The sequence below is a fragment of the Sporosarcina sp. Marseille-Q4063 genome (genome assembly GCF_018309085.1).
Lineage (GTDB): Bacteria > Bacillota > Bacilli > Bacillales_A > Planococcaceae > Sporosarcina.
Map to the genome: position 1 here is coordinate 1,096,466 of NZ_CP070502.1, position 19,418 is coordinate 1,115,883.

Annotated in this window: 14 protein-coding genes; 6 read left to right on the plus strand and 8 right to left on the minus strand. The window is 33.4% G+C overall.

The genetic code is table 11. The annotated features are described in order from the left end of the window. Positions 1-8: 8 nt before the first annotated feature. Complete coding sequence (locus JSQ81_RS05610) at positions 9-1,148, minus strand: SIS domain-containing protein (RefSeq protein WP_212606730.1); 1,140 nt, start codon at positions 1,146-1,148, stop codon at positions 9-11. A 272-nt stretch (positions 1,149-1,420) separates the two neighbouring features. On the opposite strand from JSQ81_RS05610, the gene JSQ81_RS05615 reads away from it, so the two are divergent. Beyond that, complete coding sequence (locus JSQ81_RS05615) at positions 1,421-2,164, plus strand: GntR family transcriptional regulator (RefSeq protein WP_212606731.1); 744 nt, start codon at positions 1,421-1,423, stop codon at positions 2,162-2,164. Positions 2,165-2,187: 23 nt separating this feature from the next. Next, complete coding sequence (gene rbsK, locus JSQ81_RS05620) at positions 2,188-3,069, plus strand: ribokinase (protein WP_212606732.1); 882 nt, start codon at positions 2,188-2,190, stop codon at positions 3,067-3,069. A gap of 485 nt (positions 3,070-3,554) precedes the next feature. Here the strand turns inward: rbsK and mcrC are convergent, their stop codons facing one another. Then, positions 3,555-4,580, minus strand: a complete 1,026-nt coding sequence (gene mcrC, locus JSQ81_RS05625) for a 5-methylcytosine-specific restriction endonuclease system specificity protein McrC (protein ID WP_212606733.1) — start codon at positions 4,578-4,580, stop codon at positions 3,555-3,557. Further along, complete coding sequence (locus JSQ81_RS05630; RefSeq protein ID WP_212606734.1) at positions 4,573-6,003, minus strand: AAA family ATPase; 1,431 nt, start codon at positions 6,001-6,003, stop codon at positions 4,573-4,575. The genes mcrC and JSQ81_RS05630 overlap by 8 nt, the downstream gene beginning before the upstream one ends. A gap of 293 nt (positions 6,004-6,296) precedes the next feature. Here JSQ81_RS05630 and JSQ81_RS05635 point away from each other — a divergent pair, with 293 nt between their 5' ends. The 3 genes from JSQ81_RS05635 (at position 6,297) to dsdA (ending at position 9,859) form a co-directional block, all read left to right on the plus strand. Further along, positions 6,297-6,851: a cupin domain-containing protein gene (locus JSQ81_RS05635; RefSeq protein WP_212606735.1), complete on the plus strand. Its 555-nt coding sequence runs from the start codon at positions 6,297-6,299 to the stop codon at positions 6,849-6,851. A 260-nt stretch (positions 6,852-7,111) separates the two neighbouring features. Next, entirely contained in the window at positions 7,112-8,449 is a 1,338-nt protein-coding gene (locus JSQ81_RS05640) for a GntT/GntP/DsdX family permease (protein ID WP_212606736.1), read from the plus strand. A gap of 42 nt (positions 8,450-8,491) precedes the next feature. Beyond that, entirely contained in the window at positions 8,492-9,859 is a 1,368-nt protein-coding gene (dsdA, locus tag JSQ81_RS05645; protein WP_212606737.1) for a D-serine ammonia-lyase, read from the plus strand. A gap of 537 nt (positions 9,860-10,396) precedes the next feature. On the opposite strand, the gene JSQ81_RS05650 is transcribed toward dsdA, so the two are convergent. The 3 genes from JSQ81_RS05650 to JSQ81_RS05660 are packed head-to-tail and all read right to left on the minus strand — an operon-like array spanning position 10,397 to position 13,996. Next, on the minus strand, positions 10,397-12,265 hold the full coding sequence (locus JSQ81_RS05650; protein WP_212606738.1) for a DUF3732 domain-containing protein: 1,869 nt from the start codon (positions 12,263-12,265) through the stop codon (positions 10,397-10,399). Beyond that, positions 12,262-12,720 (minus strand): three component ABC system middle component, encoded by a 459-nt coding sequence (locus JSQ81_RS05655; RefSeq protein WP_212606739.1) that lies wholly within the window; start codon positions 12,718-12,720, stop codon positions 12,262-12,264. The genes JSQ81_RS05650 and JSQ81_RS05655 overlap by 4 nt, the downstream gene beginning before the upstream one ends. After that, a complete protein-coding gene (locus tag JSQ81_RS05660; RefSeq protein ID WP_212606740.1) occupies positions 12,707-13,996 on the minus strand; it encodes a hypothetical protein in 1,290 nt (429 codons plus the stop codon). Before JSQ81_RS05660 ends, JSQ81_RS05655 begins: the two co-directional genes overlap by 14 nt. A 784-nt stretch (positions 13,997-14,780) precedes the next feature. Between JSQ81_RS05660 and JSQ81_RS05665 the strand changes: the two genes are divergently transcribed. Then, the gene (locus tag JSQ81_RS05665) at positions 14,781-14,921 is read left to right on the plus strand and encodes a hypothetical protein (protein ID WP_212606741.1); all 141 of its coding nucleotides are present in this window, start codon (positions 14,781-14,783) and stop codon (positions 14,919-14,921) included. Positions 14,922-15,183: 262 nt separating this feature from the next. Here the strand turns inward: JSQ81_RS05665 and JSQ81_RS05670 are convergent, their stop codons facing one another. Both JSQ81_RS05670 and JSQ81_RS05675 read right to left on the minus strand, forming a co-directional pair. Further along, the gene (locus JSQ81_RS05670; RefSeq protein WP_212606742.1) at positions 15,184-16,749 is read right to left on the minus strand and encodes a UvrD-helicase domain-containing protein; all 1,566 of its coding nucleotides are present in this window, start codon (positions 16,747-16,749) and stop codon (positions 15,184-15,186) included. After that, the gene (locus JSQ81_RS05675; protein ID WP_212606743.1) at positions 16,713-18,440 is read right to left on the minus strand and encodes an ATP-dependent nuclease; all 1,728 of its coding nucleotides are present in this window, start codon (positions 18,438-18,440) and stop codon (positions 16,713-16,715) included. The genes JSQ81_RS05670 and JSQ81_RS05675 overlap by 37 nt, the downstream gene beginning before the upstream one ends. Positions 18,441-19,418: the final 978 nt, after the last annotated feature.

Sequence of the window (19,418 nt, forward strand, 5' to 3'; positions counted from 1 at the left end):
TCTCCACCTTAATCAACTATTATTTCGCTATTTTTCACTGCATTTCCATTCTCTGCAAACGACCAGTTTCCCTTACAACCCCTCCCATCTTCTTCCCCTATCATTTCGGCGATATATCCACTTAAAAGCGCTGCAGGTACGAATTGTGTTAGTGGCATTGTGATTGGATACTTGGTTTTCGGAGTGGCAACAATCTTACAGTTAATTGGAAACTCGGATTGATTAACATCTGATATAACGAGTGTTGGTCGGCCTAGTTCAGTTGCAGAATAGCCAATCACTTCCTTTGCTCTTGAATAACTTGGATTAGTTGAATTTGCAAATATCACTGTGCCAATCTTATCGACCTTCCTCATGAAGAAGTTTAAATGTAACCACTCCTCTGTGTTAACATGCATAGCATACTTACCAGTTCCTTCGAAGACTTTAGCGTGTCCATACCAAGCTGCAGCATAATCAAATCCCGCACCTATAAAATCAAATGCGTCCATTTTCTTCCATTCAGAAGATACTTCAAACATTTTTCTATCGAGATCTTGTAATGTATTGCTTAACAAATTTGATTGTTCCATTATATCGGCACGATAATCATTAGCTTTGTCCATTGTATATTTCCCCCTGACCTCACCAAATCTAATAGCCAATAATAATAGAGAGAGCACGGAAACTAAGTAACTTCTTACTCCAGGGCTAGATTCAAATGATGGAACTTCAAGATCTAAAGTCCGTTGACTCTTCTTCCCTAAATATGATTCTTGATTTGCAGTTACACCCACTGTAAATGCACCATATTTATTTGCACGCTCTATTGATTCCCCAACCCTTGCTACAGTTCCAGAATGGCTTACTGCGATTACTAACGGATTATTAGGTGAAAAACCCAATTGTTTTTTATCATAAAGTCTACTTAATTCTATTGAGGTAACTACTTCAGTTGGGATACCTGTTAATAATTCAAAAATGTGCTTTGTAGCCAAACCAGCAGCATAGGAATCACCACAACCCGTTAAAATTATTCTTTGAATTGAGAATATTTCAGGTGTAGATAAAAGCTTTCTTGTTTTTGGTTCAAGATCTTCGTATTGCTGTTTAATTAATTCGGGTAAACTAAATACTTGTCTTCTCATTGCATTATCAAAATCCAACAATAATATCTCCTCCTAATATACTAACCACTCAACTTGTATCCACATTAACACAACCATACAAGTAGTGCAATACCTAAAAATATACAATTTAAATTATTCACAAAAAAACACACAACCCCTATACCATCTATCATTTAACGCTATACCGTTTTTTCTTTTACATAATGATTTACTTTTTTTAACTCTAGTTGTATTGTATACATAGAGATACAAGTTAACTCCAATTAATCTTTACTCACAAAATATAATATAAAAGGAAGGTTTTAACTAAAATGAATATAGATAAAAACTCACCAATCCCTATTTATTATCAGGTTGCATCAAGTATTAGAAATAGAATTTCAAATAGTGAATGGACAGTAGATGAAAAAATACCTTCGGAATCGAAATTAACAAAAGAGTATGACATTAGCAGAGTTACTTTAAGGAATGCATTAGATAAATTGCACGATGAGGGAATTATTAAAAGAGAGCAAGGTAAAGGGGTGTTCGTTAGGAAAAATCCTCAACCGTTAGCTCATGATTTCAGTTTACCGTCAGCCCTCGGTAGAAAATTACAAGAAAATGGTTTAGATGTAACCTCACTAGTTATTTCGGCGCACGTTTCCAATCCAATATCGTATATTAATACAATATTAAATATTGATGAAGATGAAAAATTAGCATATATCAAAAGAATCTTTATTTTTAACAATAAGCCAATTGGTTTGAATCGATCCTGGCTCTCAGATGCAATGGTTCCCGGAATAACTGAGAATCAACTCATTGATAACCGCCTAAGCTTAACACTTGAAAATATTTATAAATTTAAACCCAATGGTATTGAGAACACAATACAAGCCGTTATTCCGAATTCCTCAGACATGAAAGCACTAAATATGAATTACCTAATGCCGGCTACACTAGTAACGAGCACTTCTTATCTAGCTGATAAGTCACCATTGGAGTATTCTAAAACTTTGTGGTTAGGTGATCGGGTAAAATTCAATTTAAATATTAACATGGAAAACAAGTGATCAAGATAGAAAGGAGATAATTTATGATTACAGTTATAGGTAGTTTAAATATGGATTTAGTCGTAGAAACAAAAGGATTGCCCAAACAAGGGGAAACGAATTTCGGCAAAAGCTTTGCAACGATGCCAGGTGGAAAGGGAGCCAACCAAGCAGTTTCCGTTTCCCGATTAGGTGCTGATGTCCAGTTTATAGGTTGTATTGGCGAGGACTTATTTGGTAACGAACTATTAAAGAACTTAAAAAATGAAAATATTGATACAAAAAACATTCAAACTGTTAAAAATTCATCAACTGGTATTGCTAATATATTGTTATCGGAAGGTGATAACCGGATAATTGTTATCCCAGGGGCTAATTATGAACTAACATCTCAAAAAATTATAAGTAAAAAAGATACTATCCTCCAAAGCAAGATGGTTATCATCCAATTGGAAATACCAGCAAATACTGTTTTAAAAGTACTTGAGATATGTCACACTGCCAATATTCCTGTGTTACTGAATCCCGCACCTGCTTCAAGTTTTTCTATGGACTATATCGATTATGCAACATTTATTACGCCTAATGAAACCGAGTGTAAGGACATCTTTGGTGTCAACTATGAAAAAGCTTTGGAATTGTATCCGAATCAATTGATTGTTACTAAAGGCAAAAGTGGCGCACAATATTTTGACGGAATAGAGCACAAATTCATTAAAGGGTTTAAAACAAATGTGATTGATACAACAGGAGCAGGCGATACTTTCAATGGAGCATTTGCATTTGCTATCTCACGGCAGTATCCTTTTAATGATGCAGTTGAATTTGCTAATGCTGCTGCATCTTTGTCTGTGGAAAAGTTCGGTGCTCAGGGGGGTATGCCTTCTTTGCAATTGGTAATGAAACGGGTCGCTTCAAGAATTTAGCTTTCTGACTCGAGGGACTATGTAATTATCAGACTAGAATTAAAAAACGGAAGGATCACATTGAAATTAAATCATAATAAAATTGGCGATATATAGTTTTATTAAATCTTCTGGAAGTGATAACCAATATGCCTATGACATTCGCATGACCGATGAAAGTGTTCCAATTGGATTTAAATTGATTATTGTACTGACTATGAATTGATTAAACCATTTGAAATTGAACACAATTCTTTATTTAACAGCAAACAGAAAGTCTTGCAGCATGCAATTGATGTAGAGAGCCACTGATTATTTTGCGCAAATTTTAAAAAACAACCATTGGAATGTTACTGTTCCAATGGCTGTTTTTTCATATCTTCTAAATAAATGCATGTCAATGGTTCAGAGAACGAGTTATTCTAGTACTTTAACTGCGGTCGAAATATGGGGGTCAAACCACAGGCACCCATTACTAATTGTTCATATTGCTTTAAAACATCTTGTCACAAAAACTCCCCAACAAACCCATCAAGTTGCTTTTTAATCTCATGAAACTCCATATTTAAATCTATTGTTTTTACCCCTATCCGATTACCAGACACCATAAATGTTTCATTTGGTGTTATATCTTCTTCCGTTTTCGCATAAAGCAACATACCGCTCACATTCCCACTTTTCTTTATATCTTCATTTTTAACATACGTGAAAATTTGATATAAATTATTAGAGTGAAATGACTTCTTATTAAAACTTTTTTGCATCGTCTTACCATAATATTTGGTGTCGATAATAAGTGTGTTTTCTTCAGATCGCAATACAATATCTGTTTTCATCGTGGGTAAAAATTCAATATCACCTTCATCAACTTGCCACTTGATATGGGGTGCATTCACCCTATACTCTGGGAAGTGTTTGCGATAATATTCATAAACAAATTTCTCAAATAGTCTATGCATTTTTTGGTCATCCATAAACTTGGCAGATTTATAATCTCCCTCTTTTTCAGTAAGCAATAAACCATCAATGATAAAATAGCAAATATTCATGAGCATTTTATAAGTCGAATTATTTCGTGTGTAATTCAAAGTAGACCAGTTAATAGTCCGGAAATCGATTTGATACACATTTGAAAAGAACAATAGCGCTTTACGCAACTCACGTTTGTTTTTTAGCGATACTTCATTTAATCTTAACAATCGCATCATTGTTATTTTAAGAATTTGATTCATATACGTATTTTCTGTGTATACTTCATAATTGCATATGAGCTGACTTTTCATGTGGGATTGATGTTTTATAGACTGTGTCACATTTATTTTCCCTTTGGGGGATCTAAGTGCAGCGGTCGTTTGAATATATTCTTTACCTAATCCTCTTTTCACTTGACTATTGACACCTTTTATCAAGATTGCGGCTAATAAATCCGCAGTATGATCAAACTCCTCCACAGCAATCTTGTTATAGTTCGCTTTATTTAATACTCGAAAAGCATATGTGAGCATGTGATAAATATTTTTAATTTTAATCATTTAATACTCCGTACAGCTTTTGCGACCATTCATTATATTTCTCAAGCTCATCAAACCAATACTCCTCCAATAATGGAAGTAACTCATACTCAATCACAACTGATAAATCTTCATCTGTCACAACCTTATCGAAACAAACATAACTGTGGCCTATTTCAAAGCCAGCTCCTAATGTCTCATCTTCTGAAATGACTTCATTCAAACGTTGGATTTGTGCAATCAGTTTATTAAACTTTAGATTACTTGCGTTATGAATTACTTGTTGAAAACCCTCAGAATTAAATCCAGGCTTCATATGAAAAAACGCAAAACGTCTTCTTAATGCATAGTCAATCATCGCAAGACCTCTATCAGCTGTATTCATCATTCCAATGACATACACATTTTTAGGAATTGAGAACTTTTCATTACGATAAATTAGCTCCAGCTCGTGTCCACGTTTATCATTTTCTAATAACATAAGCAGCTCACCGAAAATCTGACTTAAATTTCCTCGATTAATCTCATCGATAATAAAAAAGTAATCTCTTTCACTATCTTCTTCGGCTTTCTTGCAAAATCGATAAAATGGCCCTTGTGCAAGTTTAAAACCATTTTCTACGGGACGATACCCCATCATAAAATCTTCATAACTATAACTCTGATGGAATTGGATCATATTCACGCGACTACTATCTTTTTCATTCATGATTGAGTAAGCTAACCGTTTCGCCGCAAATGTCTTTCCAACACCAGGAGCACCTTGTAAAATAAGATTTTTCTTCATCTTTAATATTTTGACTAACCTTTCGTAATCGGTTCGATCCATGAATACTTCGTTTAAAAAGTCTTGTGAAGTATATCGTTCGTATGTCTCTTCAATCTCATCTAACTCTTCTCCATCCATGTCACCATTATTTTCAAGGACGATTCGTTTTAATTCTTCTACGTATTCAGTATAAGGCGTTATCTCCGTTAGACTTTTTTGTGCTGCTTGCCCGGGGTGAGGCCATTCTCCCTCTTTTTTCCAATTTACTTTTCGTATATGGTTAAAAGTTTCCCTATCTGCGTCAAATATGTATTCTGATTCGACCACTCCGTAACCAATGATAATCTTCATACCTTTTTTCGCAAAAATAATATCACCAGGTTGAATTTCATTCGCAAACTGCCACGCAGCATGAGCTATATTCATATATGTACGGTCTTGTCCATATAACTCCTTCATTTGTTGTTTCATTTCTTCTTTAGAAGCAAATTGAGTTAAATCACCCATTTCTTCATTTCCTAACCCCATAATTCCATCAGCATAAAATTCATCCCACATAGACGCACCAGTCCCAGGTGAATATAACCAATATCTTCTCTTATTTTTATTGTCAGAATGATTAATAGTCGTGTTATCATTAGCAGCAATTTCTCTCTCTAACATCTGTGCTTTCATTTATATTTCTCCTTTCATGCCAGACTATTGTGTATGTTTTATTTACAAAGTTTAATCCTATCATATGAATACTATTCTTTTGAATCTTCAATTAAGTTTAACATAAAAACTGAATGTACTACATAATTCCAGGTCTATGTCTTCCAATGTGTTACAAACTAGATATCAAATTTAATACTTAATCTTACCCAAAAAAACTTTAATTTTATTAATCAAGGGTTCGTGATATGCTAAATATAAGGAAAGTGATTATAAAGAGATTTTGAGGTAGTTTACGAAAGGTATGATGAGTTGTGGAGAATAAAGAATTAGGAAAAGCAATTGCTAACTATCGTGTAAAACAGAATTATAATCTTAAACAACTGGCAGAAAAAACGAAAATCTCTTCATCAATGTTAAGTCAAATTGAAAGAGGGCTTACCAGTCCATCACTAAATACGCTTAGAATGATTGCAGATGCATTGGAGCTACCATTACTTAGTTTTTTTACAGAATCCGAGAAAAGTAAGGATTTAATAACAAGGGCAGATTCCAGAAAAAAAATCGTATTTCCACCACCGCAAAACATGGAGTATATGTTGCTATCCCCTGATTTAAGCGGCTCAATTGAAATGGTACTCATGAAAATACCGCCGCTGTCTAATTCAGCTGAAAATCCTGTTGTTCACATTGGCGAAGAAGTCGCATACGTATTAGAAGGCAGCATCATGTTACATCTTGGTGATGATATTGAAATTTTATACACTGGGGACAGTGTGAAAATACCACCTGGCGTACATCATAAATGGGAAAATACCACAGATCAAGAAGTAACGATTATTTTTGCAGTGACGCCTCCCACATTTTAACATTATTCAGTAAGCAATTTATCTAACCGTTCTATAGCTCCTGTTATGACGTACTTTTTGTGCACATAATAGAGTTATAGGACGGTTATTTTTCGCTTATGAAGTTAAGTGAAACTAAATAAATTAACCTGCACTTAATTTTCTTGTTGATTTCACCATAGGAAAGCGCTATCATTAAGTGGTGTTAAATAAATCAATCTATACTTAATCGCCTGAATTTTAGACTGGCTAGATTATATCCCGAAAGGAATTGATAAAAAATGCAAACAGGTGCAATGATGATGTTGGTTTTATTTTTATCTATTGTATTACTAATTTTTCTTATCCTTAAATTTAAAATACATCCGTTTATTTCTCTAGTTCTGGCGGGTATTTTTATTGGATTAGCTACGGGCATGCCCCTTATGAACATTGTTGACTCTATTGAAAATGGAGTGGGCGGAACGCTAGGATCACTAGCTGTTGTTATCGGATTTGGAACGATTTTAGGTAAGATGTTAGAGATATCTGGTGGTGCTGAGCGCTTGGCTCGAACAATGCTAAATGCTTTGGGAGAAAAGCGTGCCCCTTGGGTTATGTCACTTATCGGTATCATTGCTGGGATTCCAGTGTTTTTTGAAGTAGGTTTTGTCTTACTCTTCCCGATCGTTTTCATCGTTGCCAGACAAGCCCAGATGTCGCTTTTAAGGATCGGGATTCCTTTGGCCATATCTTTGATGGTTGTACACGCAATGGTACCTCCACATCCAGCAGCATTTGCCATTACCGAAATGTTGGGAGCCGATGTAGGGAAAGTTATATTATATTCACTTCTTATCGGTACACCTACTGCAATCATTGCTGGGCCAATCTATGCTAAGTTCATCAGTCGTGGAACTAGAACTGAAGTATTTCATGATTTAGAAGTAAAAGCACCAAGACCGGATGAGGAGCTTCCTAAGTTTGGAATTACTTTATTTACGATTCTCTTGCCTTTGTTCGTTATGGTAGGAAAAACAGTTGGCGATTTATATCTCCTCGAAGGTTCATTAGCTTACGATGTTGTCAGATTTTTAGGTAATCCAATTATTGCTTTACTTATTTCGGTATTTGTAGCATATTACACATTAGGTCTTTCCCGCGGCTTAACGATGAAGGAAGTATTAGCCCATACTGAGGACGGATTCAAGTCTATTGCATCTATTTTGCTGATCATCGCTGGTGGCGGTGCTTATAATGCATTTTTGGTTGATAGTGGCTTAGGTACAGAGTTATCTACGATTATGCAATCGTTAAACATGAACCCAATTATTCTAGCTTGGTTAATAGGAACAATATTGCACCTGGCAATCGGTTCCGTTACGGTAGCCATGATTAGTGCTGCGGGTATAATAGGTCCTTTATTAGTCGTTTATCCAACGTTGAGTCCAGAGATTGCAGTTCTCGCAATTGGTGCTGGGGCTATCGGTTGGTGTCACGTTAACGATTCTGCTTTCTGGCTTGTCAAAGAATACTTAGGACTATCATTAACAGATGCGTTTAAGAGTTTCACTGCTGCAACTGTGATTGCATCGGTGGTTGCACTTGGCGGCGTATTGGTTTTAGCACAATTCATTTAATCAACTTTATTAAAATTAATTATGGAAGGAAGACAAATCATCATGCAAAATAAAACAATTCAAGGAAAAACGATAAAAGAATGGGAAGAACAGTTTCCATTAATGAGCAAGATTATTTCAACTGAGGAAGTGTTTTGGACAAACCCTAAATACGGGGCTTTTGCAGATGCGATTGAAAATATTTCTTTATCAGAGATTGATGTAAAAGATGCAGAAGAAAGATTAAATAGATTTGCACCCTATATTGCGAAGGTATTCCCAGAAACAGAAAAAACAGATGGCATTATTGAATCACCTACTGTTCGAATTCCTACGATGCAAACGGAGATGGAAAAGGCCTATAATCAAGAAATCAAAGGGCAATTATTGCTCAAATGTGACAGTCATCTGGCGATTTCTGGGTCAATTAAAGCAAGAGGCGGCATTTACGAGGTTTTAAAACATGCGGAAGATCTAGCGACCCGGAATAATATGCTGACAACAAACGATGATTATTCAATCATTGACAGTGATAGATTTAAAGCGTTCTTCTCTAAGTATTCTATTGCAGTAGGATCAACCGGAAACCTAGGACTCAGCATCGGTATCATAAGTGCACAATTAGGATTTAAGGTTTCTGTTCATATGTCGGCTGATGCGAAGCAATGGAAGAAAGATTTGCTTAGAAGCAGAGGTGTTACAGTCGTCGAGTATGAATCAGATTATAGTATCGCCGTAGAGGAAGGCAGAAAACAAGCAGAAGCCGACCCAAACACGCACTTTATTGATGATGAAAATTCGACCGATCTATTTTTAGGATATGCTGTTGCAGCTTCTAGATTAAAAAAGCAATTAGAAGAAATGAATGTAGTTGTGGATAAGGATCATCCATTATTTGTTTACCTTCCATGTGGCGTTGGCGGCGGACCTGGTGGCGTAGCATTTGGATTAAAGTTGGTTTTCAAAGATCATGTACATTGCTTCTTTGCCGAACCAACACATTCACCGTGTATGGTGATCGGATTAATGTCCGGCCTGCATGATTTAGTATCGGTACAAGACTTCGGCATTGATAACATTACGGATGCTGATGGACTAGCAGTCGGTCGCGCTTCAGGTTTCGTAGGGAAAACTTTAGAAAAACTCATGAGTGGTTCCTATACCGTAAAAGATGAGGAATTATATAAACTACTAAGTATGTTATCCGACTCGGAGAATATTCAATTAGAACCTTCTGCGCTCGCTGGCATGCATGGTCCAATGCAATTCTTCAGAGACGAAGCTGGCCAAAAGTATATAGAGAATAACAACTTACAAAATAAGATCAAAAATGTTTCACACATCGTTTGGGGAACAGGCGGCAGCATGGTTCCGACCGATGAAATGGAAAGCTATTATAACAAGGGAAAAGATATTCTTGCTTCTGAATAAACAAAGGATCGTTTGTATAAAATAAACGATTTCAAAAATAGTAAGGGCTGTCCTTAAAGATCATGAAAATGACTTTTCGGAACAGCCCTTTCTACTATTTAGTCAAGTAGTTTGCGATGGCGTATTTGTGCAAGGGTCACTTTAGATGCTCGACCGAGTATTCCATTAACATGTGATGTATTGCCACCCATGGTGGGTGCTCACACTAGTTCATGGAAGCAATGATTGTGGCATATGGAACGGCAATCGCCACAACGCGCAGGCTAAAGGTTCCGCCTTTCGCAATGAATGCCAAGATCCGTGCCAACGAAGCCTAAGAAAATAGCTGTACCCAATTCCCCCGCCCCCCAAAAGATGACAATGAAGGTTTTCCTGATGAATAATAATACCGGCAATAATGTTGATTCTGCTCACCACCAATATCCAATAGCTGCTTTCAGAAGCAAGCCAAACCCCTAACGCTGCCGCAACAGCCAGTTGCAATGACAAGTATAGAACCCAGAAAGTATAGATATAATTAGTTACAAAAATATTAGATTACAACATATCATCCTTCTCCCTGATTAGCGCATTACCATTTCTAAATTCTTCTACTAAATGAAAATTGTTTAATCCTTCCCAAACACTTTTAGGGATATGCTCTAGTAATATTATTTGGAAGTCTTTATTATAATCAGATTTAATCTTGCAAATAAATTCATCTAATAATATCATAGCTTTTCGGATTTTATATTTATCACTTTCAACTATACTATTATTGAATACACCATCCTTATCATCATAATCTTTTTCATCCCCATAATAGGGTCTACTAGGTTGGTCCAATATTAAGTATTGAGGTATGTATTCAGATTTTTGAATAATACTTGCTTCATGTAAAGCTAAAAATAGACATAAGTGCATGAACAAATGATTAGAACTACTACCTACATGAGAAATTGAGAGGGTATTAGGTCTTCTTAATTCAATGGACTTAGACGCATAATTAAATACAGCTCTATAACCTTTATAAATACCTAATGCATCTCCAACCTCTTCCAAGTAATTTTGGATTAAACTTTCTAATAAGTTTACGAATAAAGCTCTATTTCCGCTTACGTCAAGAACATTACTTTTTAATTCTTTTAATTGATCTTTTTTACTCGATATTTCTGCTGTATAGTCTTCCAGACCCTCAGTATTTTCATACAAATTAATTTTATATCTCAATTCACCAATAAACGCCATTTGTTCATATATATTATTATCAATAGAACTTTCTTTCGGGTATTGTCCTAAAACTCTATCTATTTCTTTGACTCTTTGTATATAGTTTTCTAATTCACTTTTTATATTAATATTAAAAGGTTGTTTTGCACTATTTTTTTTCTTCAAAACCTTAAAATCTTTTTCTAATATTTGAACTAGCATAGCTGTCTCCGGAAAACTTAATAAATCAGAAAAGTTTTCTTTTATATATACTATTGGTTTCAAACTATCATAAATATTTTTCTCTACTTCAATGTACTTTTTATATTCACTTTCCAACCTTTTCAAGTTTTTAGTTTTTAATAATAACGTGTTTCTTTCATTTATTAATTTTTCTTTTTCTTTACTAATATTAAAATTATAAAATGCGCCAGTCATTGACTTCAAAACTTTCAAGTAATTTTCAGAAGGGATATATTCATCATCTAAAAGCAGTTGCAATTCCCTCGCTCTTTTTATGTCTCTTTTCATATTATCTAAAAAAACATTTTTCTCATTATCAAATATAGTTTGTTTTCTCTCTAATCTATTTATCCCTTTGACCAAATCATTAATCTTTTCATTAATTAGCATATTTTCAACAGTATCAATTTTAAAAGCAACGTCAAAAACTCTTTCAAGTGCCTCTCTATATCTTCCGATATTCTGTTTATCAAAATATACTTCACTATTAACGATTACGTTTTCTGATTGACTAGTGAAGAGTTGAAAATATTTAAAAGAAATTTTGGTGCCTGCTCTTATATGGCTTCCCCCGTATGGAATAACAAGATTTTTATCTATTGAAAACTCATTTTCAATAACTTTTTTTATATTGCTTTCATTATTATTTTCAAAGGGTAAGTTTGGAATTACACCTATAGGAGAAAAATAATATACATCTGATCCCTTACGATCAATAAAACTCTCTCTAGCTATTGTATACGTAGATTTATTAATCTCGAAAGTTATTCCATACCAATTTACATTTTCATTTATCTTTTCATCAGCTATCTTTGTTCCTGATGCAAAAAAACAATAATCTATAATAGCCATAATTTCTGTTTTCCCAGTCCCACTTGCACCAGTAATAACATTTATTTTGTTTTCTTTAAATTCAAGCTTTCTAATTGAACCATTTTTTAGCCAAAGCGTTAATTGTTTAATAAAAAACCTCATATTTCCACCCTCAATTGTAAATATAAATTTTCATCGCTTTCTAGCAATATTTGTGACAATTTATCGCTAGCTTTTATTATCTCCAAAGCTCTTTTTCCTATATCTTTTTCTTTATATGAAAACTCTATTTCTTCATTAAGTATTATCAAACTATCTTCAATAAAGATAATCTCCATTTTATTTAATAATATTATACTATTTATAGATAAAGTAAGTAATGAATGGAATCTTTCATTATAATTAGAAAAATATGAAGGATACTTGATTATAAATTCTTCTATACTTCTAATCTTCACTATTTTATTTTTTAAAACTTTTAAAGATTGTTGATGCGTGTAAAAGGGTATTATTAATAAAGCTTTAGTTATAGTTATTCTCTTTGTTTTACTTAAAACAGACAAAATCGAAATTAGTCCAATCAATTCATTATTATAGGTGTCTTTATTTATTTTCAATGGCATACCTCTCTTTCCAATCATATATCCAGCCAACCTCTAACTTTTCTGACATAAGGTAATACTTACCATTACTAAAGTCACTATCTAATTCAAACTCATCAATGTTTAACTTGACTTTTAAAGTTTCATAATAGCAATCCACAGCTGAATCTATAAGCTCTTCTTCATCAATATTCAATCCTCTTCTTTTCTTTTTTGTTAAATTATAATGTGTAGCATCAAATATATTTTTCCATTCCAATCTAGCTAACTCTTTTAATCTATTAATATCAGTAGTAACTATTTCTCCTTGCTGCCTCCATCTTTCTAAATTGGTAAATGCAATTAATTTCAAAATAGTTTTTTCGATTATAAAGCTTTGATAATCTTCATCACTAGAAGCAATTATTTCTATATCTTCTAATTGTTCGACAAATTCTTGGTCATAAATATTCTCCGGTAATGTTATATTACTCCTATTTATAATCGGTCTATTAGTACGGCCTAAAATAAAACATTTTCTATACTTTCTATATAAATCATCAAAGGTATATTCTATTTTTTTATCCTTTTTAACATATATATAATTGTCTACTCTTAAATTGCTATTCAAACTTTCAAATACTGATTCTATTTGTTCTTCTGGTATCATCTTTTCTTTAATTCTCATTTTGATTCGAGATATTAAATCATCTTCATCTAACATCAGTTCTAATTTATCGAAAAATGATTTCAACCATGTATCAGATTGCTGCAATAGTTCTTTTAAATATTTCACTAACTCATTATTTTTCGCTCCCGCATTGTTCTTTATACATTCTAATATATGTTTTTCATTTATAAAGTTAGTAAGCTCATTAATTTCTAATGATCCATTTTTATAGGTTTTAAATTTCCCCAAAAACTCATTATTATCATTACTAGATTTATTTGTCACTATAATGAATTTCGTATTTTTAATGAAGTCTAAGTGTTTTTCCTCAGTGTCCCTATTATCATTGACATCATTAATAATCTTTGTCCAGTTAAAAATAGTTTTCCATATATCTGTATCACTTTCTCTTAAATTTATTATTTGCCCTTTGACATTAGTTCGAACAGAATGTTTCAACTGTAGTAGGGATTGAAAACCATCTTGATGTTCAATATGTATATCATCTTTAACCTCTAAACCGATTTTTTCACCTGTTTTTAATCCCAAAATAAGATATAAGAAATAAAAATATTGATAATCAAATCCAATCGAAGTATTATCAGCTGCGGTAGTTTGATCATGTGTTTTAATATCTCTCATTTTTATCCACCTCACATTTACTATATAGTCTTAATTACTGTAATAAAGGAATAAAGGTCCCCTTAAATCTCATTGTTAAGTCAAATTTCTATGGGGAGATATATCAGAGTACCAATTTACTTTCATAAAGTAATGATTAATTCTTGTAATTACTTTTCCGTTCCTATTGCATCACGGGCACTTTGTTTTCGACAATTCCTCTAGAAATAATTATTCACCCTCAAAATTTAAACCAATCCTCAAATACCCTATTCGCTACTTCAACTACAAATACCTTCAATATTTGTTCAATTGAATTTCTGTTAATAAACTTATAAAGATTTTTATTAAATTGCAAAACGTAAGTCAATCAAGTATTGACGTAATTGACTCCCGTTTTACCCATACAATTGAGTTTGTAGTTTGAAAATGAATCCCTCAATGGTTGTTCATTCATTTACAAATCCGAAATGCAAAATCTCAATCCTTTGATTTTCACCCATATACTATTTTTACCATTGCACGCCAAGATATTTACCACACAATGTCATCTTGTACACCAATATACTGAGTTGGTTTGTCAGCTAGAGATGGGGCGGTTTTTACAGCAAGATTTTACAGCGGCATATTGTGGTTAACAACCTGCCAACGAGCTTCGCGGGCATGAGTCCCCTAGCCAAGAAACCAGCAATATGTGCCGGCTTGTTCCGCTAAGGTTAAGGTTATCATGCTCGCCACTAGTAGTAATAAGTTGTGAGTATAGGATTCAGCCCCTCCCCCAAGCAGGGTGCGGTGGTAAATTTCATTGGATGTAATCAAAGATATCTTAAGAGGATATTTTATTGGAAGGAATGAGATTTTAATTCTTTATTGCGGAGTAGGTTTTGGTAAGTCGTTCTTGGCTACCTTGACGGGCTTGAACGCCATCCAAGAAGAAGGAATCTAAAAGAGCCGCTTCAAAAGTCAGTAACAATTGACTTTTCAAGCGACTTATTTTAGGTGAAGTCTTAAGATTTATGACTCTCAGTCTTTTGTTAAGAACGTACCCGAGTGCGACAAACAATAATGATTGTTAAAACTTTTACGATAGTTTCTTGCACGAATTAAAGAAGCTTCGGATGGAAGTAAACAGCACATGGCTACATTATAGAAAAACAGGTAATGCCTGTATATAGATGTTAAATTTAGAAAACCCAACCCACCACTCCTCAACCAACAATTTTAATTACTTGGTTAAGATCAACACTGATTCCCAATTCGCGTGTTTTTAAAACTTTATTATGAATATACCCTTTATACCTGTCCATGGATCCATTTTGTACAATAATCAATAACCTTTCTTCTGGTCTAGATATCGCAACATAATGCAAAAATTCTATTCCTTCTCTTGTTAAGTCATAATCTTGAGCATTTATGATTACTTGTTCAAACTCAAGCCCTTTGGATGAATGTATTGTACCAGAAGTAAGTTTATAAAGGTCTTGATTATAGGTAGGAATATATTTATCATCATTAGTTACTTCATATATTTTACTTATCTCTCGCTTGATTTTCTTCAGGTCTTCATCATAACCTAGGTATTTATACAACTTAATACAGTTTTCTTCATGTTTCAATTGTTCACTTTTTGACTCTTCAATTCCCCTTAACAACTTTTTAATCTTTGTAATTTTGTAAGTCTCTGGCATCGGTATCTCATCCATGAAATCATATTCGCTATACCTATGTTCTACTGAATAATGAGCAATAGCTCTCGCTATCCAAATATGTTCACTTTCAAGATTAGTGTAGTCTAAAGGGGAGCTAGGAATAAAAACGAACGGTATGCCATTATCATTTAATTGTTCACTCCAGCTCTCCGCATTTCTATTACTAAAGTTTAAAAATGCACACTTTTTACCGACATTAATCCAATCACTAATATATTCAATAGCCTCACTATCGCTACCGTACTTAAAAGCAATTATTTCATCATTAAATTCAGTCTGCTGGTAATGTTTTCTTACACTTTCCATAAATATATTTGAGTAATTTTGGATTACTCTATTTGATCTGAAATTATGCCACAACTCAAAGCTTTCGAAGGATTGCTTGTTAATAATTTCTGTAAATCCTTCACTATAAGCACCCCGAAAACCATAAATAGACTGTTTAGAATCTCCAACGACAAACAATAGAATCTTAAGCTCATCGCATAGATACATAAAAAAGTTATGCATATCAACGTCACAATCTTGATACTCATCGATATAAATTCGATAATACTTCGCTTTTATATATCTTCTACAGGAATAAGATCCTTTTAAAATTTCTATTGCCAATTGGAACGCAAAATTATTTTTGTTATTACGATACTTACAGATTAACTGGGTGCTCCGAATCTTCTCTATCCCCTCATCGTAAGTAATAATTTCATTTTCATTACTGAAGTCGGGTTTTATTTCTTTTTTGAAGTCGAGACCATAGACATCATACATAAATGGTTGGATTATCTCCAACCAAATAAAATTATCATTTGTTCCAACAAACCCCTCCCCCTTATTTGGACCGAGCCTGTTTAAAATTTCCTTCGCTGCTTTTCTCGTGAAAGTAACAGCAGCAAACGTTTGATAGTTATTATTTTCATCTGTATCTTTGATAATTCTTTGTATTGTAGTATAGGTTTTACCTGTTCCGGCACTTGCACTTATCACAATACTTCCTTCAGTTGTCAGAATTTCATTCCTAATATCTTTATCTAACGGCGACATGAATCCACCAACACTTTCAGACACTCAAATCTTTCGTGTCCGTATATTTTGTTTATTGCCGATTTGCTAAGGCTAGTACTTAATTGAATCATATTAATGAGTTTTGCACCTTGTAAATAGTCTATACCATTTTTTTTGCTGTTATTTTTCATTGCTAATCTGTCCATTACCCCTGGTATAACTTCATACAAATCATTTTCCAACTCTATTCTAGATAAATAAATATTGTTATCTTTTAATCTTTTGATTATGTCAGGGTACTTGTTAAAGACAAAGATTTTTCTTTCAATTTTATAATCAGCTTCTTTTTCATATCTAATAGGGTCAATACCACTCAGATTTTCTACTTCAACCTCTTCAATAAGTCTTTGACATCTATTTATCCCCAAGAGATTACATTCTGGTCTTCCTTTTACTTTTTTTAGATCATTATCTGTTTTAACTATTACTTTTATACCGAGTTCTGTTAACACCTTATAGTATTCTATAAAATTGATGCCATCAACCTCAAGTATATAGCCGCCATAACTTTCATACCGCTCAAACTTTTCTCTGAGAATTCGTTCAAACAGGATTTTTTCAGATGGTCCCTCAACCAATAAAACCACATCCGCATAGATTGCTTCCGCCAAGTTTTGATTCAGTTTTTGCTTTAAGGTTTTATACTTTTCAGGAACCCTATAAATAAAGGATTTCCCTGTTACTGTACCTTGCTTAAAAAGTTTAATTAAGTTAACATCATCCATCTGGCTTACTATTAATGAGGAATGAGTTGTCATGAACAGATACTTAAATATTTCATCAGAGAATATCTGATACGACAACGCAATCTGCATTGATCTATGTAAATGATTTTCTAGTTCCTCAATCAAGAATATATTAATTTTCCTTTCTTCTAATCTACGATTTTCCAATGTAAGAAGCGTATAGGCAAGAATCTTTTTTCTGCCGTCACCAGAGGTTGGATAGTTTTCAAGTTTTTCATCCAATATATATGGCGTGAGTTTACTATGAATATTACTTAATTCAATCTCGGATCGAATTGAGACCTTAAAGTTCTTGTCATCTTTAAATTTCTTATATTCATTTACAAGTTCTTTTTCAAATTCCTTAATCGTACTCAACTTTCCAACACTCTTATTAAGATTCTTAATGTGGGTGCTAAGTACTTTTCTTTCTGTTTCACTTAAACTTGAATCACCTTTTAAAATCTCTTTGGAATATCTCTTAAATGTGCTTTCTAGTTGAATTGATGAGTCAATATAAATTATATTAAAATATTTATCTAATTCATAGTAAGACTGACTACTGGGAATCTCCTCTAAATTCTCTAAATCAATACCCCAAAAAAGATTCGGTTCTCCAACAAGGGATTCACCATCATATACTGATTTAAGTTGAATATAAATTTCCTTAGCACTCGAAGAAATGGCACCGCCCATCATAGTAAAAATCTTTTTGTTATCGTCATTCTCCTCATCGGAAATCCCTATTTTGAGAGTAAGAGTAATTTCTTTACTGGTATCTTTATTGTAGTAATCCGAATCCATGAAACCATTTCTCCTGAAATTTCTATCTAAAATGAACCTGATAGCAGCTAGGAAATTACTCTTTCCTATATCATTTAGTCCAAAAATAATATTACGATTAGTTAAATCAATATCTACACTTTCAAAATTTCGGAAATTCTCAATTGTTAAATGCCTGAAATTCATATAATCCCTCCATTATTTGCTTAGAAAAGTATAATACCGGATGTTAATTTGAAAAATGAATTAATCACCAAGATTCTGTCTATTTTCCGATAGTGTAACTGTTTGTAATTATTCATGCACTTATTTATTGCAACTTCAAGATTTAACATTTCCTCCGCTACCTTACACTCTTCACATATTTAAACTATTTTTTCTAATATATTAACTCCTCTGGACAATTTGATCTATATCTATTTTACCATTAAAACTAAATAATGCATCGAAAAGATAGAAAGTGATGTGACGATAGATTGATATTTTTTTCACGAATGACTAATTTCCTGTACTTGCCGCAATGCCCCTAAGGCTTATTCCCTCGTCTTGTAGTTCCAGCATCCTTCGATAATGGATCATACAAAAAACCTCCCAAATAATTAGTGTCACACTATTCAGTGTGCTCATTAATTATACAGGAGGTTCCTACTGGTAAATAGCTTGTCATTCACTGGTACATTTCTTGTCATTGGGTGGTACAAAAGATGTCACTCGTGGTACATTTCATTGACGGTAATCAGACATTCATCAAGCAATGGAAAGTGATTTGATTTCCCCTTTTTGCATATTCTTTTAAACCAATTCCAAAATCATATGAAATCAACATAAAAAACTCCCCCTTATCAATATGCAAAAAATTTAGCACATTATCTCGGAAGAGTACAGATATAATCCCGGAGAATTTATAAACCAAGCATTCAACAAGAGAATGTTCGGTTTCATATCGACTCCGACGTCGAAACGGATTTGGTATTCTTTTAGATAATCTTTTCAAAACGTAAAAGTTACTTACTGAACAAACAAACAATCATGTTTGTTTGTTCAGTAAGTAACTTCTCGTATAGCTATTAATGATTTTTCCGTCGGGAAAGGTATTCCAACAAACTCTTTTTTTAAGTCTTCCACAATGATGAGGTTGAAATATCCTCTCTTCATAATTCGGAT

Bases quoted from the DNA above. Each gene is read 5' to 3' on its own strand.
- JSQ81_RS05615 (WP_212606731.1), top strand. From the start codon at position 1,421: ATGAATATAGATAAAAACTCACCAATCCCTATTTATTATCAGGTTGCA.
- rbsK (WP_212606732.1), top strand. From the start codon at position 2,188: ATGATTACAGTTATAGGTAGTTTAAATATGGATTTAGTCGTAGAAACA.
- mcrC (WP_212606733.1), bottom strand. From the start codon at position 4,580: ATGATTAAAATTAAAAATATTTATCACATGCTCACATATGCTTTTCGA.
- JSQ81_RS05630 (WP_212606734.1), bottom strand. From the start codon at position 6,003: ATGAAAGCACAGATGTTAGAGAGAGAAATTGCTGCTAATGATAACACG.
- JSQ81_RS05640 (WP_212606736.1), top strand. From the start codon at position 7,112: ATGCAAACAGGTGCAATGATGATGTTGGTTTTATTTTTATCTATTGTA.
- dsdA (WP_212606737.1), top strand. From the start codon at position 8,492: ATGCAAAATAAAACAATTCAAGGAAAAACGATAAAAGAATGGGAAGAA.
- JSQ81_RS05650 (WP_212606738.1), bottom strand. From the start codon at position 12,265: ATGAGGTTTTTTATTAAACAATTAACGCTTTGGCTAAAAAATGGTTCA.
- JSQ81_RS05660 (WP_212606740.1), bottom strand. From the start codon at position 13,996: ATGAGAGATATTAAAACACATGATCAAACTACCGCAGCTGATAATACT.
- JSQ81_RS05675 (WP_212606743.1), bottom strand. From the start codon at position 18,440: ATGAATTTCAGGCATTTAACAATTGAGAATTTCCGAAATTTTGAAAGT.